General features: G+C 60.1%; 17 protein-coding genes. 12 read left to right on the forward strand and 5 right to left on the reverse strand.

The window, feature by feature from the left end:
* Positions 1–85 precede the first annotated feature (85 nt).
* A complete protein-coding gene (locus tag EX00_RS26420; protein ID WP_047464613.1) occupies positions 86–979 on the reverse strand; it encodes an alpha/beta fold hydrolase in 894 nt (297 codons plus the stop codon).
* An 83-nt stretch (positions 980–1,062) separates the two neighbouring features.
* Positions 1,063–3,117: a lytic transglycosylase domain-containing protein gene (locus EX00_RS26425; RefSeq protein WP_047464615.1), complete on the reverse strand. Its 2,055-nt coding sequence runs from the start codon at positions 3,115–3,117 to the stop codon at positions 1,063–1,065.
* A 217-nt stretch (positions 3,118–3,334) separates the two neighbouring features.
* On the opposite strand from EX00_RS26425, the gene dapA reads away from it, so the two are divergent.
* Complete coding sequence (dapA, locus tag EX00_RS26430; RefSeq protein ID WP_047464617.1) at positions 3,335–4,219, forward strand: 4-hydroxy-tetrahydrodipicolinate synthase; 885 nt, start codon at positions 3,335–3,337, stop codon at positions 4,217–4,219.
* Positions 4,220–4,333: 114 nt separating this feature from the next.
* A complete protein-coding gene (gene smpB / locus EX00_RS26435) occupies positions 4,334–4,813 on the forward strand; it encodes an SsrA-binding protein SmpB (RefSeq protein WP_007693105.1) in 480 nt (159 codons plus the stop codon).
* A gap of 143 nt (positions 4,814–4,956) precedes the next feature.
* Here smpB and EX00_RS26440 read toward each other — a convergent pair whose 3' ends face one another.
* Entirely contained in the window at positions 4,957–5,544 is a 588-nt protein-coding gene (locus EX00_RS26440; protein WP_047464619.1) for a LabA-like NYN domain-containing protein, read from the reverse strand.
* A 309-nt stretch (positions 5,545–5,853) separates the two neighbouring features.
* Between EX00_RS26440 and rpoZ the strand changes: the two genes are divergently transcribed.
* From rpoZ to recO, 10 genes are all read left to right on the forward strand, one after another.
* The gene (gene rpoZ / locus EX00_RS26445) at positions 5,854–6,258 is read left to right on the forward strand and encodes a DNA-directed RNA polymerase subunit omega (protein WP_047464623.1); all 405 of its coding nucleotides are present in this window, start codon (positions 5,854–5,856) and stop codon (positions 6,256–6,258) included.
* Positions 6,259–6,358: 100 nt separating this feature from the next.
* Positions 6,359–8,587 (forward strand): RelA/SpoT family protein, encoded by a 2,229-nt coding sequence (locus EX00_RS26450; protein ID WP_047464626.1) that lies wholly within the window; start codon positions 6,359–6,361, stop codon positions 8,585–8,587.
* Between the two features lie 191 nt (positions 8,588–8,778).
* Entirely contained in the window at positions 8,779–8,928 is a 150-nt protein-coding gene (locus tag EX00_RS31305) for a DUF3563 family protein (RefSeq protein ID WP_007693095.1), read from the forward strand.
* A 221-nt stretch (positions 8,929–9,149) separates the two neighbouring features.
* Complete coding sequence (locus EX00_RS26455) at positions 9,150–9,737, forward strand: DUF2062 domain-containing protein (protein WP_037220759.1); 588 nt, start codon at positions 9,150–9,152, stop codon at positions 9,735–9,737.
* 40 nt (positions 9,738–9,777) lie between these two features.
* Positions 9,778–10,182, forward strand: coding sequence for a holo-ACP synthase (acpS, locus tag EX00_RS26460; protein WP_047464628.1), 405 nt, complete (start codon positions 9,778–9,780; stop codon positions 10,180–10,182).
* 114 nt (positions 10,183–10,296) lie between these two features.
* Positions 10,297–11,043, forward strand: coding sequence for a signal peptidase I (gene lepB / locus EX00_RS26465; RefSeq protein WP_047464631.1), 747 nt, complete (start codon positions 10,297–10,299; stop codon positions 11,041–11,043).
* Entirely contained in the window at positions 11,040–11,759 is a 720-nt protein-coding gene (gene rnc, locus EX00_RS26470; RefSeq protein ID WP_047464633.1) for a ribonuclease III, read from the forward strand. The genes lepB and rnc overlap by 4 nt, the downstream gene beginning before the upstream one ends.
* 8 nt (positions 11,760–11,767) lie before the next feature.
* Positions 11,768–12,715 (forward strand): GTPase Era, encoded by a 948-nt coding sequence (gene era / locus EX00_RS26475; RefSeq protein WP_047465170.1) that lies wholly within the window; start codon positions 11,768–11,770, stop codon positions 12,713–12,715.
* A 668-nt stretch (positions 12,716–13,383) separates the two neighbouring features.
* On the forward strand, positions 13,384–13,758 hold the full coding sequence (locus EX00_RS26480) for a response regulator (protein WP_047464635.1): 375 nt from the start codon (positions 13,384–13,386) through the stop codon (positions 13,756–13,758).
* A 58-nt stretch (positions 13,759–13,816) separates the two neighbouring features.
* Positions 13,817–14,596: a DNA repair protein RecO gene (recO, locus tag EX00_RS26485; RefSeq protein ID WP_047464638.1), complete on the forward strand. Its 780-nt coding sequence runs from the start codon at positions 13,817–13,819 to the stop codon at positions 14,594–14,596.
* A 31-nt stretch (positions 14,597–14,627) separates the two neighbouring features.
* Here recO and EX00_RS26490 read toward each other — a convergent pair whose 3' ends face one another.
* Positions 14,628–15,476 carry an MOSC domain-containing protein gene (locus EX00_RS26490; RefSeq protein ID WP_047464640.1) on the reverse strand — a complete coding sequence of 283 codons (849 nt, stop codon included), beginning with the start codon at positions 15,474–15,476 and terminating at the stop codon, positions 14,628–14,630.
* A 9-nt stretch (positions 15,477–15,485) separates the two neighbouring features.
* Positions 15,486–16,139 (reverse strand): HD domain-containing protein, encoded by a 654-nt coding sequence (locus EX00_RS26495; RefSeq protein WP_404944048.1) that lies wholly within the window; start codon positions 16,137–16,139, stop codon positions 15,486–15,488.
* Between the last annotated feature and the right edge of the window lie 12 nt (positions 16,140–16,151).

Here is a 16,151-nt window from a genome sequence, read left to right on the forward strand (position 1 = left end):
ATCTGACCTCCGATCAGAAGGAACTGGCCCGGTTTTCCCAACCGGGCCTTTTCTGTTCTTGGCTTACGTTTGCTGTCACGCCGAATCAGGTCGCTGCCAGAAAATCCCCGATCGCAGCTGGGATATCCCCGAGGTGCAGGATCGGCGCGTGTCCTTGCCCGAGGGCAGTCTTTGTCGTCGCCCCGAGGTGGCGCCTTGCCATTTCCTTTACCGTGGCAATCGCCAGCAGCCTGGAATTCTCCCCGCGAATCACCATCAGCGGGATGTCTCGGAATGCCTCGAATTGCGTCCAGAGATCCGGGATAGGCGCTTCGAGGTCCAGCGCCTGCATCTGCGCGGCAATTGCAGGGTCATAATCGGCGACGATCTTTCCATCCTTGACCGTGTAGATGGCTCGCGCCATGTCGCGCCAGTCTTCCTCCGAAAGCGCCGTGAAGGCCCGACCGTGATTCTCCCGCAGGATGTCGACGGCTTCGCTCCAGTCGGCGGGCTTCCTGTCACGGTTCAGATAGTCGCGAATATCGCCAAGCCCTTCCTTCTCCAGAACAGGACCGATATCGTTGAGGATGACTGCTTTCAGAAACTCCGGGTGGCTGGCGGCCAGCAGATGCAGAACGAGGCCGCCGCGCGATGTGCCGATGAAAACCGCCTCGGATATGTCGAGCGCTGCACACATGGCAAGCACGTCCTGGGCTTCAACCGCGAGAGTATAATGGCTCTTGTCATCGTCCCAGGCCGACAAGCCGCGCCCGCGGGCATCGAGCGTGATCACCCTGCGCGGCGCGATCGGATCGCGCGACAAAAGCAGGGCCAACTGATGGAAGTCCCGCGAATTGCGAGTCAATCCCGGCAGGCAGATGACGGGCGGCGGGGCGGAAACAGACGAACCGCCACGGCCGTAATCCCGCGCATAGAGCATCAGGCCGTCTGGCGTCGTGACCGTTCTGGCAACAAAACCGCTTTCATCATCGCTGCTCATGGCCAATCCCTCGTGGATGATATTTCAAGGGTGATGTAACGCCATTTTGCTTATCCGGACAATCGGACTTGCGAAAGAGGAGCTCAGCCGCGGCCGTAGATCAGGTCGTGCTCGATATCGGTCTTCTGGCCGAGTCGAGCCTTGTAGACCTGATAGTTCTCCATGACGCGCTGGACATAATTGCGCGTTTCGGGGAAGGGGATGCGTTCGATCCAGTCGACGACATCGTCGATCGACTTGCCACGCGGATCGCCGTAGCGGCTGATCCATTCCGGAACCTTGTTCGGGCCGGCATTGTAGGCAATGAAGGTCAGAATGTAGGAGCCGCCGAAGGCGTCGATCTGCTCGCCGAGATAATGGGCGCCGAGCGTCGCGTTGTAGCCGGCGTCCTGCGTCAGCTTGGCGTCGGAATAGGCCAGACCATGTCGGCCGGCGACTGCCTTGGCTGTCTTCGGCAGAAGCTGAAGCAGGCCACGCGCATTGGCCGAGGAGACGGCTGCCGGATTGAATGCGCTTTCCTGCCGGGCGATGGCATAGGCGAGCGCCTTGCCCGAACCGGTAATATTGGCATTGTCTGGTATGACGCCGATCGGGAAGGCAAGTGCCGCGACATCGATGCCGCGGCCATAGGCAATCTTGCCGACCTGAAGGGAAAGCTGATGATTGCCGGAGCGCTCGGCCCGTGCCGCTAGCATGGCAATCTCGCCGGGGCTATCCAATTGCTTTGCCAGCGCCCGATAGAGAGCCTCAGCCCGCCAGCCATGGCCTGCCGCCTCGAGCCGCGTGATGGCTTGGACAGCCTCGAGGGATTGGAAGAGGCCCCGATCGTTGCTGGTCGGCGAGGGGTAGGCGACGTTCAATGTCCGCCGGCCGAGCTTTTCGGCGGCGAGCTGGCCATAGAAGGTGCTCGGATAGGAGGCCGCCTTGGTATAGAAATCCGCAGCCTTGCCAGGACCGCCGGCTTCAGCCGCACGGCCGAGCCAGTACCAGGCGCGCGACTGGGAGATAGGTCCGTTCGACACCTGCAGGATCTTGCGGAAATGCGTCGAGGCCACGGCACCATCCCGCAGGCCGCGCAACGCGTACCAGCCGGCGTGGAATTCCGCCTCGCCGATATCCTGCGGGCTCTCCGCCGCGCTGACGTCGACGACGCGATAAGCGGCTTTGAAGTTGCCTTGGTCTACCAGGCCACGGCTGACGATGCGCTGTTCGTTCCACCACGCTCCAGCATTGACGAGTGCTGCGCGATCGCGCGGCATCTGCGTCAGGAGATTGGCGGCATCGTCATATTTGTCCTGACGACGCAGGTTTTCGATCCGCATGAAGAGATAGGCGGGGTCCTTGCGCCATTGCGCATCGATATTGGCAAGCAGCGCTCCGGCATTGGCCGATCGATTGTTGACCGCCGCCCAGGCTTTATAGAGCGACTGCGCCTTGCCGAGATCGCCGAAGCGCTTGGCCTGCGCAGTGCGGTCGCGGTAGAGCAGATAATCCATGCGCGCCTTGTGATCGGCCGGCGTCAGCAGGGGGGAGAATTCGGCGAGGATCTTGTCTTCGAAGGGTTTGTCGAGCGCCTCGTCGCGCCAGATCTTGCGGATGAGCTTGGCGGCTTGCGCCGATGCGCCGCGAGAAACCAGTGCGCGCGACAGGATCACGCTGCCTTCCGGCGTCTCCGGCTGCGTATTACCGAAGGCGGCAAGTACTTGATCTGCTGGCGGATTTTCGGTGTAGAGCGCTCGCTCGGAATTGGCGCGTAGGCCACCGAGGCCCGGCCATCCCAGCAGCTCGCGCGCCGCCGCGGCGATTTCGCCGGAGGGAACGCCGGCCTGGCCCGAGGTGGCAATCGCCCAGGTCAGGATATGACGGTCGAGCGTGCCCTGGCCCATGCCATTGCGGACGGCGAGCGCCTGCATCGGGTTCTTGTTGGAAAGGGCGTCGAGGCCTGCCTTGAGGTCGCTGTTGAGCGGCGCGACGGCGGTGCCGCGCGGGATGGCGCCCGTATTCACCGGGTCGGGCACGGTCATCGCCACATCGGTGGTCTTGCGGTGGAGTGTCTGTTCACCGGGAAGCTGTGACGCAAAAGTGCCCCACGCGACCGCCACGCCTACAGCAGTCATGATCACGAGAGGTCTTTTCATCCGGTTACTCACAACAAAAAACAGGTCCCTTCCATTTGCCGAAATTTATATTAACGAAACCTTAGCGTTGGTCCGAATTCCAATCAATTATGATATCGGAAACTGCCCTTCACCATTGAAAGCCTGCTTGTCGCCAGCAAGTCGGCGCTTTATGGTGCGCGGATTCATAACCATGGATTGCGGCTGAAGCGTGAAAGCGCGCCGCCAGGAGACTTGCATGTTCCAGGGGTCCATTCCCGCACTCGTTACGCCCTTCACTGACGCCGGCAAGGTGGATGAGGCGTCTTTCGCTTCCCATGTCGATTGGCAGATCAAAGAGGGTAGCAGCGGGCTCGTTCCTGTCGGCACGACGGGTGAATCGCCGACCCTGTCGCATGATGAGCATAAGCGCGTCGTCGAACTCTCCATTGAAGTTGCGAACAAGCGCGTCCCCGTCATGGCCGGTGCTGGCTCCAACAACACCCGCGAAGCGATCGAGCTTGCCCAGCATGCCGAAAAGGTTGGCGCCAACGCGGTTCTGGTTGTCACCCCTTATTACAACAAGCCGACGCAGAAGGGACTTTACGCCCACTTCTCCGCCATCGCCGAGGCGGTGAAGCTGCCGATCTATATCTACAATATTCCCGGCCGCTCTGTTGTCGACATGACCCCGGAGACCATGGGCGCGCTTGCCAAGGCGTATGCCAACATCGTCGGCGTCAAGGACGCAACCGGCAAGATCGAGCGTGTTTCCGAGCAGCGGATCACCTGCGGCAACAACTTTCGTCAGCTGTCCGGCGAAGATGCGACGGCGCTTGGCTTCAATGCCCATGGCGGCGTCGGCTGCATTTCGGTGACCGCCAATGTGGCGCCGCGCCTTTGCGCCGAATTCCAGGCGGCAACGCTTGCCGGCGACTATGCCAAGGCGCTCGACTATCAGGATCGGCTGATGCCTTTGCACAAGGCGATCTTCCTGGAACCGGGCCTCTGCGGCGCCAAGTACGGTCTCTCCCGTCTCGGCCGGATGAGCCGCAATGTCCGCTCGCCGCTGCTCTCGACGCTGGAGCCGGGCACCGAGGCGGCCATCGACGCCGCCATGCGCCACGCCGGCCTGCTGAACTGACGGCAACGCCGACGCCAGTCCTATTCGAGACCGCTCTCTTCACAAGGAGGGCGGTCTCGCTTATTTAAGGTCTGGAACCTCGGAATTGACGCACGAAAAAGAAGAAGAAAAATCATGGCCCCCAAAGGCAGCCAACGCGTAGTAAAGAAGATTGTCGCGGAGAACCGTAAGGCGCGCTTCAATTACGAGATCATCGATACCTATGAGGCCGGCATCGTGCTGATGGGCACAGAGGTCAAATCCTTGCGCGAAGGCAAGGCCAATATCGCCGAATCCTATGCCTCGGACGAGGACGGCGAGATCTGGCTGATCAATTCCTATCTGCCGGAATATCTGCAGGCGAACCGCTTCAATCACGAGCCGCGCCGCCGCCGCAAGCTGTTGCTCTCGGGCCGCGAGATCGGCCGGCTGCGCTCCGGCATCAATCGCGAAGGCATGACGCTGATCCCGCTGAAGATCTATTTCAACGACAATGGTCGCGCCAAGCTCGAACTGGCACTTGCCAAGGGCAAGAAGCTTCATGACAAGCGTCAATCCGAGAAGGAACGTGACTGGAACCGGCAGAAGGGCCGTATTCTCAAGGACAATCGGTGAGCGGAAAAAGCGGTCGGGCAAAGCCCGAGCAGCCGATCCGGTGAATCGCTTGCAATAACAAGCGGCCTCCAGCTGAACTCAAGATGCTCTAGTGAAGGGCCGGTGGCACAGCGAATACGGAAACGTATCCGCTGCGGATTCACCTACTCCTCGGTATCAGCCGTTGTCGCCGGTGCCGGTTCGGTCGGGCGCGGCGGACGATCGGAGGGATCGCGACCGATTTCAGCCTTCAGTGATACCAAGTCGATGAAGTGGTCGGCCTGGCGACGCAGATCGTCGGCGATCATCGGCGGCTGGGTGGCCATGGTGGAGATGACCGACACCTTGCGGCCGCGACGCTGCAATGCCTCGACCAGGGTAGTGAAATCGCCGTCACCGGAGAAGATCACGAGATGATCGACGGTTTCGGACTGCTCCATGGCGTCGATCGCCAGCTCGATATCCATGTTGCCCTTGATCTTGCGGCGTCCCATGGAGTCGGTAAATTCTTTTGCCGGCTTGGTGACGACCTTGTAGCCATTATAGTCGAGCCAGTCGATCAGCGGGCGGATCGAGGAATACTCCTGATCCTCGATCAGGGCCGTATAATAGTAGGCGCGCAGCAGATATCCGCGCTTTTGGAATGCCTTCAACAGCTTGCGGTAGTCAATGTCGAAACCGAGGCTCTTGGAGGCGGCGTAGAGATTGGCGCCGTCTATAAAAAGGGCAATTTTTTCGCGTGGGTCGAACATCGCTTACATATCCACTGTTATCAAAATGCAATTACTGTACGCAAAATGTAGCCAAAACAATGTCTTGCATGACGCCGGCGAGCAATTCATATTACTTTATGAATCATTCATATAACCAAGATTTAGGGCACGAAATGCGATATTCCAAGCAATCTTAAGTAGAATCCATAATTTGTCTAATGAATTTTAGCGCATTGTGGAGGGATTGGGACCCCTGAAGCAGGAAAAACTTGAATTTGCCTTCGTTTGCTTGTATCGGCGTGCTACTCCGAGACATGATGACGACATCACGACCGCAAAGGACAGGCAATGGCCCGTGTCACAGTAGAAGATTGCATTGATAAAGTTGAGAACCGGTTCGAGCTGGTGCTGCTCGCCAGCCATCGCGCCCGCCTGATTTCGCAGGGCTCCTCGATCACCATCGACCGCGACAATGACAAGAACCCTGTCGTGGCCCTGCGCGAAATCGCCGATGAGACGCTGTCTCCCGATGATTTGAAGGAAGACCTGATCCATTCGTTGCAGAAGCACGTCGAAATCGACGAGCCGGAACCCGATCCGGCAAGCCTGCTGGCCGCCGGCGGAAGCGCTTCGGCTTCGGGCGACGAGGAAGAAGATCAGCCGGAAGCCGTCACGTTCGACCAGATGTCGGAAGAAGAGCTGCTGGCCGGCATCGAAGGCCTTGTTCCGCCAGAAAAAAGCGACGATTACTGATCGTCGAGCTTGATGCTCTAACCAAGAGCGATATGATGAAGTAATGTGTGCGCCGGTCGTATGACTGGCGCGCTTTTGTTTTTGCTGGAGTAGCTTGGGAATGATGCGGCAATACGAGCTTGTTGAGCGTGTGCAGAAATACAAGCCCGATGCCAACGAAGCTCTTCTCAACAAGGCCTATGTCTATGCGATGCAGAAGCATGGACAGCAGAAACGCGCCAGCGGCGACCCCTATATTTCCCATCCCCTCGAAGTCGCGGCCATCCTGACCGACATGCGTCTGGATGAATCGACGATCGCCGTCGCTCTCCTGCACGACACGATCGAAGACACGACAGCGACACGCGCCGAAATCGACGAACTCTTCGGCGAGGATATCGGCCGTCTGGTCGAAGGGCTGACCAAGATCAAGAAGCTCGATCTCGTCACCAAGAAGGCGAAGCAGGCGGAAAACCTGCGCAAACTGCTGCTTGCCATTTCCGACGACGTCCGCGTGCTCCTGGTCAAGCTGGCTGATCGCCTGCACAATATGCGCACACTCGACCATATGTCGCCGGAGAAACGCGCCCGCATCTCCGAAGAGACGATGGAAATCTATGCGCCGCTTGCCGGCCGCATGGGCATGCAGGATATGCGCGAAGAGCTGGAGGAGCTTTCCTTCCGCCACATCAATCCCGAAGCAAATGAAACGGTGACCAAGCGCCTCGAGGAGCTGTCGCGGCGCAACGAAGGCCTGGTGAAGAAGATCGAGGTGGAGCTGCGCGACCTGCTGGTTGCCAACGGCCTTGCCAATGCGATGGTCAAGGGGCGGCAGAAGAAGCCCTATTCGGTCTTCCGCAAGATGCAGTCGAAGTCGCTTTCATTCGAGCAGCTGTCCGATGTCTATGGTTTCCGCCTGCTCGTCGACGATATTCCCTCCTGCTATCGCGCGCTCGGCATCGTGCATACGCGCTGGCGCGTCGTGCCGGGCCGGTTCAAGGATTATATCTCGACGCCGAAGCAGAACGACTATCGCTCGCTGCACACCACCATCGTCGGCCCGTCCAGCCAGCGCATCGAGCTGCAGATCCGCACCAAGCGGATGCATGAAATCGCCGAATTCGGCATTGCCGCCCATGCTCTCTATAAGGACAAGGACGGCAACAACAATGGCGACGGCGAACTGCTGTCGCGTGAAAGCAATGCCTATTCCTGGCTGCGCCACACCATCGAGGCACTGGCCGAAGGCGACAGCCCGGAAGAGTTCCTCGAACATACCAAGCTTGAGCTTTTCCAGGATCAGGTCTTCTGCTTCACGCCGAAGGGCAAGCTGATCGCGTTGCCGCGCGGCGCCACGCCGATCGATTTCGCCTATGCGGTTCACACCAATATCGGCGACACCACCGTCGGCGCCAAGATCAATGGCCGTATCATGCCGCTGGTGACGCGCCTGACCAATGGCGATGAAGTCGAGATCATCCGGTCCGGCGTGCAGGTGCCGCCGGCCGCCTGGGAAGAGATCGTCGTGACCGGCAAGGCGCGCGCCGCCATCCGCCGCGCCACGCGCCTTGCCATCCGCAAGCAATATGCCGGCCTCGGCCATCGTATTCTGGAACGCACCTTCGAGCGCGCCGGCAAGGTCTTTTCGCGCGAGGCACTGAAGCCGGCGCTGCATCGCCTCGGCCAGAAGGATGTCGAGGACGCGATTGCCGCCGTCGGACGCGGAGAGATGTCGTCGCTCGATGTGCTGCGCGCCGTCTATCCCGACCATCAGGACGAGCGCGTGACGGTCAAGCCCGCCGGCGACGAGGGCTGGTTCAATGTCCGCAGCGCCTCCGGCATGATCTTCAAGATCCCCGGCAAGACCAAGGCCGATCTTGCCGCGAGCATCGAGGGTATCGACGCCCTGCCGATCCGCGGTCTGGCGGCGGATGTCGAAGTGCATTTCGCCCCGACCGGCGCCGTGCCCGGCGATCGCATCGTCGGCATCATGGAAAAGGGCAAGGGGATCACCATCTATCCGATCCAGTCGCCGGTGCTGCAGCACTTCGACGACCAGCCGGAGCGCTGGATCGATGTGCGCTGGGATCTGGACGAGGCCAACAAGTCTCGCTTTGGTGCGAGGATCCTGATCAATGCGCTGAACGAACCCGGCACGCTTGCCAAGGTCGCCCAGACGGTTGCCGGCATCGACGTCAATATCCGCGTTCTCAACACCGTGCGCGTTGCCGCCGACTTTACCGAGATGGCTCTCGACGTCGAAGTCTGGGATCTGCGCCAGCTCAACCAGCTTCTGGTGCAACTGAAAGAGCTCGACTGCATCGCCACTGTAAAGCGGCTTTACGAATAATTATCTCTGGCAATGGCGTCCATCCGGCGTGGCTGCATATTTTGTGACCAATTTATGGTCAAATCCGACCGCCATTATGTGAAGCCATGCGATATGCGCATGGCTGTATCGGTTTTACAGCGTTGGTAATTAACCTTTGCAACGCTTATCTTCTGGTCATCGAAGAAACGAAACAGAGATGAGAGAAGACAATGTTTGGTCCTATCAAGAAATTCGCCCGCGCCCTGCGCGTTCCGAGTGCTGAAGAGCGTGAAATGGCTTACCTGAACGGCTCGCACGACCGTTTTGACCTTGAATATCGTCAGCGTCAAGTCGATCGCGGCATGTTCCGCCAGCGTTAATCGCTGACAATACTTTCGAATGGGAAGGGGCGTGACAGTTGCTGCGCCCTTGGAGCATCCCGCTACGAGCGGGTTGAATGCTCCGGATCCAAAAGCTGGAGCGATTGTCGGTGTTCTGAACACCCAACGCTCTGAAGAGCAGGGCAGGGTTGCTGGACAATCAGCATATGAACGCTTTGCCGCTCTTGTCATGACGGCCCTCAGTACACTAGATAAGCCGCATGTTATTTCGACGCCGAAAACCACTGACGTTTAGCGAGAAACTGCGGGAGCATCTTTGGCCCCGTAAGGGTTTTGTCCGCTCGTTCCAATATTTTGGAAAGCGCCTCGTGCGCCTTGCCGCTTCGCCGCATTCGGTGGCGGCGGGCTTTGCGGCGGGCATCGTCGTTTCCTGGACCCCGTTCATCGGCGTGCATTTTGTGATGGCAATCATCATCGCCTATCTCATTGGAGGCAATGTGATTGCGTCCGCGCTCGGCTGCCTGGCGGCCGGCAATCCTATTACCTACCCCTTCATCTGGGCCTTCACCTGGGAAATCGGCCACCTGATCCTGGCGCGCGACAGCGGCGGGCAGGGCGGTGGCGTTGATCTGCCGGCGTTGTGGCACAAGGGCGATCTCTCGCAAATTTGGGACCCGGTCTTGAAGCCGATGCTGATCGGCGGCATTCCGCCGGCCATCGTTTCGGGGGTCATCGTCTATGCCCTGACCTATTACGGGGTGAAGAGCTTCAAGACCCGCCGCAAGGAACGGTTGATGGAGCGCGCCCGCGAGCGCATGTCGCTTGCCGAAAACGCATCGGGTGTCTGACGAGCGCTGATATCGTCGCGGCCGGCTGGAGGGCCTTCTCATGATCATCGGGATCGGCAGCGACCTTATCGACATCCGCCGGGTTGAGAAATCGATCGCGCGCTTCGGCACGCGCTTCACCGAGCGTTGTTTCACCGACATCGAGCGCGCCAAGTCCGAAGGGCGCAAGAACAAGGCCGCCTCCTACGCCAAGCGTTTCGCCGCCAAGGAGGCCTGCTCCAAGGCGCTCGGCACCGGCCTGGCACAAGGCGTTTTCTGGCGCGACATGGGCGTCGTCAACCTGCCAAGCGGCAAACCGACCATGCAATTGACGGGTGGAGCAGCCAGGAGGCTGGCCGCCATGCTGCCGGAAAATCATCGCGCCGTCATTCATTTGACGATAACCGATGATTTTCCTCTCGCTCAAGCGTTTGTGATTATCGAGGCGCTGCCGATTGCCGGCTGAATGACAGCCGTATGTCGCTTTTGATACCCGCGCCATTGCCGCCGTGATATGAAGCGGGTAGAGAGTGCCTGAATGAAAGTGCGCCGGTGGGGTGCGAAAAAGGAATAAGACTGCGTGTCCGAGAAAGCCGAAAAACAGCAGAACGCCCTCTGGGAAAACATCAAGGTTATCGTACAGGCTCTCGTCCTGGCCATGATCATCCGCACGGTGCTATTTCAGCCGTTCACCATTCCGTCCGGCTCGATGATGCCGACGCTTCTTGTCGGAGACTATATCTTCGTCAATAAGTTCGCCTACGGTTATTCGAAATATTCCCTGCCTTTCTCGCCAGACCTGTTCAGCGGCCGTCTCTTCGGCAGCGAACCGAAGCGCGGCGACGTCGTGGTCTTCCGTTTCCCGCCGAACCCGGATGTCGACTATATCAAGCGCGTCATCGGTCTGCCGGGTGACCGCATTCAGGTGAAGAACGACATTCTCTACATCAACGGCCAGGCCGTTCCGCGTGAACCGCATGGCACTTTTGCTTCGGATTACAGCCAGGAGCCCGGCGACAGCATTCCCGTCTACAGCGAGCGTCTGGCGGACTCCGGCAAGGTTTACGATACGCTGGACCTCTCTCCGACATCGCGCGGCGACAACACCCAGGAATATGTCGTTCCGGCTGACCATTACTTCATGATGGGCGATAACCGCGACAATTCCGACGATAGCCGTTTCGACGTCGGCTACGTGCCGGCCGAGAACCTGATCGGCCGCGCCAGCGTCATCTTCTTCTCGCTCGGCCATGACACGTCGTTCCGCGAAATCTGGAAATGGCCGACGAATATGCGTTGGGACCGCCTCTTCAAGGTTGTCGAATGACGAAGACGCCGACGCTCTCTCAGGCGGATCGTATTACGCTTGAAGCCGCGATAGGCCATGCCTTCGTGGAAAAAGAGCGCCTGGACTGGGCTCTGACGCATGCCAGCGCCCGCACGCACAAGGCCGGCAATTACGAGCGGCTGGAATTTCTCGGCGACCGGGTTCTGGGCCTGTGCATCGCCGAGCTCCTGTTCCGGACATTCGGCGCGGCGACCGAGGGTGAGCTTTCGGTCCGCCTCAACCAATTGGTCAGCGCCGAGACCTGTGCGGCGGTCGCCGACGAGATGCAGCTGCATCTCTTCATCCGCACCGGCGCGGATGTGAAGAAGCTGACTGGCAAGCGCATGCTGAACGTGCGCGCCGATGTTGTCGAGAGCCTGATCGCGGCGATCTATCTCGACGGCGGCCTCGAAGTGGCGCGCAAGTTCATTTTGCGCTATTGGGAAGGGCGCGCTATCCGGCCCGATGGCGCCCGACGCGATGCCAAGACGGAATTGCAGGAATGGGCGCATGCGAAATTCGGCGTCACACCCGTTTATAGGGTTGATGACCGCAGCGGACCGGATCATGATCCCCGCTTCACGGTGACGGTGGAAGTGGCGGGAGCCGCGCCCGAAACCGGTATAGAACGCTCCAAGCGCGCCGCCGAGCAGGTGGCCGCGACGCGGATCCTGGAGCGTGAAGGCATATGGCAGCCGCAGTCGGCTCAGAAATGACGGAAAAAATGACCAATCAGGAAGACACGACCGCCGGCGAAGGCGCTGCTGAAAATCGCGGCCCGACGCATTCGGGTTTCGTGGCCCTTATCGGCGCCACCAATGCCGGCAAGTCGACGCTCGTCAACCGGCTCGTTGGCGCCAAGGTGTCGATCGTCAGCCATAAGGTGCAGACGACGCGTGCCATCGTGCGCGGCATCGCCATCCACGATAACGCGCAGATCGTCTTCATGGACACGCCCGGCATCTTCAAGCCGCGCCGCCGTCTCGACCGCGCTATGGTGACGTCGGCCTGGGGCGGGGCCAAGGATGCCGATCTCATCATGCTGCTGATCGACAGCGAGCGCGGCATACGTGGCGATGCCGAAGCCATTCTCGAAGGGCTGAAGGAAGTCTTTCAGCCGAAGATCCTCGTGCTCAACAAGATCGACCGCGTTCGCCATGAAGACCTGCTGGCGCTTGCCGCTGCCGCTAACGAGAAGATCGCCTTCCAGGAAACCTTCATGGTCTCGGCGGTGAACGGCTCCGGTTGCGACGATGTCATGAACTATCTGGCAAAGACCCTGCCGGAGGGGCCATGGTATTATCCGGAAGACCAGATCTCCGACCTGCCGATGCGCCAGCTTGCCGCCGAAATCACCCGCGAAAAGCTGTTTTTGCGCCTGCACCAGGAGCTTCCCTATTCCTCTCATGTCGAGACGGAAAAATGGGAAGAGCGCAAGGATGGCTCGGTTCGCATCGAACAGGTCATCTATGTCGAGCGCGAAAGCCAGAAGAAGATCACCCTCGGCAAATCGGGCGAGGCGATCAAGGCCATCTCCACCGCCTCGCGCAAGGAACTGTCCGCGATCCTGGACCAGCCGGTGCATCTCTTCCTCTTCGTGAAGGTGCGCGAGAACTGGGGCGACGATCCGGAACGCTTCCGCGAAATGGGGCTCGAGTTTCCACGCGGATAGAATAATGTCCCGACGATTGTCTCACCTCGCGACAATCGTCGGACAATGCCAGGGCCGGTAAGGCAATTTTGGGGGTCCTTACCCCTCGCGTATCTCTTCGGTTGGATCTTTCTCAGCAGGCCTTTTGACGAAAGGTGCTTGCAGACCGTCGCGCATTTGATCCTGGCGACCTCATCCGCCTCTTCGTCGTTTAGCTAAACAAGTTATTGAAACATATATCGAAACCCGGGTTTCTCCACCTGGCGGGCGCAGCTGTGACTTGTTGGCAGGCAACAGGTTCACCACGCTCGCGCGAATCGGGGCCGCTCTATCCGCACAAGTGAATGTTCGGCAGGCGGGGACGTTGACACGATCTGGCACATGTCTTTTTAATGGCAGCTAATAGTGTATCAACATAGACTACTATCGCCGTCACTTTTCGACCAGTTTCACCTCTTACTAACCGCAGCGGCAAAAGCGATTGGAGCATGATCACGGGCCCATAGTACCGCGGGGCGAAAAGTGCGAAGCGGATTAGGGCAAGGTCATGTGACTTGAGACCGAGCCAACACGGATGGGGGCATGCCGTCCATTCAACACGGGCCGATGATTGGCGCCGGAGGGATAGATGTGGAAAGTACTACGGGGCGTAGCGTCGTCAGACGCGTGCATGAAGGGGTGTCGCTGATATGACGGTTCAGCGCGCTCTTATTTTGGAAGACAATCTGATCATTGCCATGGAGGCGGAGGAAATCCTTCGCCTTGTCGGGGTCGAGGAGGTGGAAATCGCCTCCAACGTGGAGCAGGCAGTCAACGCCATTCATACCGATCACTATGATTTTGCGATGCTGGATGTGAACCTGGGGGAGTCGATGAGTTTCGGCTTTGCTCGGTTGCTGGTCGAGCGCGGCATCGCCTTCGGTTTCGTCAGCGGCTATTCCGATACGCTCGACTTCCCGGCGGACCTGCGGCATGTGCCGCTGCTCAACAAGCCCTTCGACGAGGCTGCCATGCGGGTGTTCGTCGACAAGCTGTCGTCCGCAAGCAGATCCCTCAAGATGTGACAGCGCCCGCCGTTTGTCCTAAACTCGAATCAAGAGAGACAACGGGACAAACCGGCCGATGCAGTGGCAGGATCATGCGATCATTCTGGGCGTCAAGCGCCTCGGCGAGACCAGCGTCATCGCCGAGGTGATGACGCGTGATCGCGGCCGGCACATGGGGCTGGTGCGCTCCGGCCGATCGCGTTCCATGCAGCCGGTGCTGCAGCCCGGCAATCTGGTCGAGGTGACCTGGCGCGCGCGGCTGCATGAACATCTCGGCGAGTTCCGCATGGAGCCGGTTCGGCTGCGGGCGGCGCGGCTGATGGAGACGGCGACCGCGGTTTATGGCGTGCAGGCCATGGGCGCGTTGCTGCGTCTGCTGCCGGAGCGCGATCCGCATCCCTATCTCTACGACGCGCTCGATGTCATTCTCGAAAACATGCAGAACCCGATGGACGCCGGCGAGCTTTTCGTCCGCTTCGAATTGGCGGTGCTCAACGAACTCGGCTATGGCCTGGATCTGGGCGAATGCGCCGCGACCGGCGTGCGCGAGGATCTTGCTTTCGTGTCGCCAAAGACTGGACGCGCGGTCTGCCGTGCAGCCGGCGCACCCTGGGCCGACAAGATGCTGGCACTGCCGCCTTTCCTTGCCGCTGGAGCCGCCGAGGCTGCGGATGGCGAAAGCCTCGCCGCCGCTTTCCGCCTGACTGGCTTCTTCCTGCATCGTCATGTCTACGAGCCGCGCGGCATCGAGATCGCCGCAGCGCGAGACGGTTTCATTCAGGCGGCGCTGAAAGCGGTGAACGCTGTTTCGCTGAACCGGGCCGACGATCCGCTCGTCATCGCCGCCAAACGCTGAGGCGTTGCCCCCGTTTTAAGTAGCGGAGCAATTATCGCCGCTTGAATGCCCAGCCTTCCGGCCGCTCCTCGATGACCGTCACCACATCGCCGATCTTCACCGTGCCTTCGCCGCGCGGGACGACATTCCAGCCGAAGAGCGGGCCTGGAACGCGCCGATCGGCGGACATGCGGACGCGGCCCATTGCCGGCATCGGGTTCGGAACGTCGCGCGAGCCCGTCTGCTGGTCCTGCGTCGTCATGATGCAGCGGGCACAGGGCTTGACGAGATCGAGGCGAATGCCGCCGATCTCGATCGCCGCCCAGCGGTCCTCCGGCCATTCCTCGTCGCAATCGATGACGATATTCGGGCGGAACCGCTCCATGCCGACCGAGCCCTCGCCATGGGCGGCAAGATTGGCATTCAGCGCCTTCAGCGAGCCGGTGGTGGTGATCAGGATCTGGTAGCCGTCGCTGAATGTGACCGGCGTCCCGTCGCCCGCCCATTCGGGATTGGCAACGCGGTTGGCGAGCCTGTCGAAGAAGACCATTCTGACGTCACGGCCGAGCCAGCTCGACAGCGCCTTGTTCGTTGCGTCGTCGGCGACCGAGGCATTGACGGCGGATTTCCAGACGATGATATCCATGCGGTTATCCGGGTGCGGAGGCGGCACGATGATATCGGCTTGGCCTTCCATCTTCAGCCGCAAATAAGAGGGCGCCGGCTGGATGTCGATGCGGGCAATGTCCTGCAATTCGCGCTGGGTAATGAAATGGCCGGAGGGGTCGACGAGCATCGCCCGGCGGTCACCGGCGAGGCCGAAGGCGTCGATGGCGGCGGACGAAAGGGCGATGCCGCGCGCGCTCTTGAGCGGATAGATGAAGAGATCGCTGACCTGCATGAATAGCCCTCAGATTTCGTCGATGAACATTGCTAGCACGGTCTTCAGCCGGTCATGCCGTGCGCCCGCAAACCTGCCGCCGGTTGCGGTCTGGAACCCATCCGCCAGTTTGAACAGCTTCGTCTCGAAATGATCGATGGCGAAGCGCTTGTCGTCAAGCGGACGTTCGGTGGCGAGCGGGTCGAACGGATCGTAGAGGCCGGAGCCCATGCGCCCGGCGATATAGAAGCAGCGCGCTGCACCCACCATGCCGATCGCATCCAGCCGGTCGGCGTCCTGCAATATCTTCGCTTCCCGCGTTTCCGGCGGCAGATTGGCGGAGAAGCTGTGCGTGGTGATTGCATGCGCGGCGGCGGCGATGTCCTCGTCGGCCCATCCAAGCTCTTTGAGAATGCCGGATGCCTTCTCGGCGGCGAGCCTCGATGCCTGGGCGCGATGCGGCGAGTTCTTTTCCACCGAGACGCAATCATGCAGCAGCACCGCTGCAGCGAGGATACGGGCATTGCCGCCTTCTTCGGCCTGGATGGCCATGGCGTTCCTGAAGACGCGCAGGATATGGGCGATGTCATGCGAGCCGTCGTCGCCATCGGCTGCATGCGGGATAAGATCCGCAGCCAGCGTTTCGAACGGGGCAAACGCCCGCGCCATCCCGTTGTTGTCCATCATCAGTCCCGC

The organism is Martinezella rhizogenes, from assembly GCF_000799715.1.
In the GTDB taxonomy this organism is placed as follows: domain Bacteria; phylum Pseudomonadota; class Alphaproteobacteria; order Rhizobiales; family Rhizobiaceae; genus Rhizobium; species Rhizobium rhizogenes_C.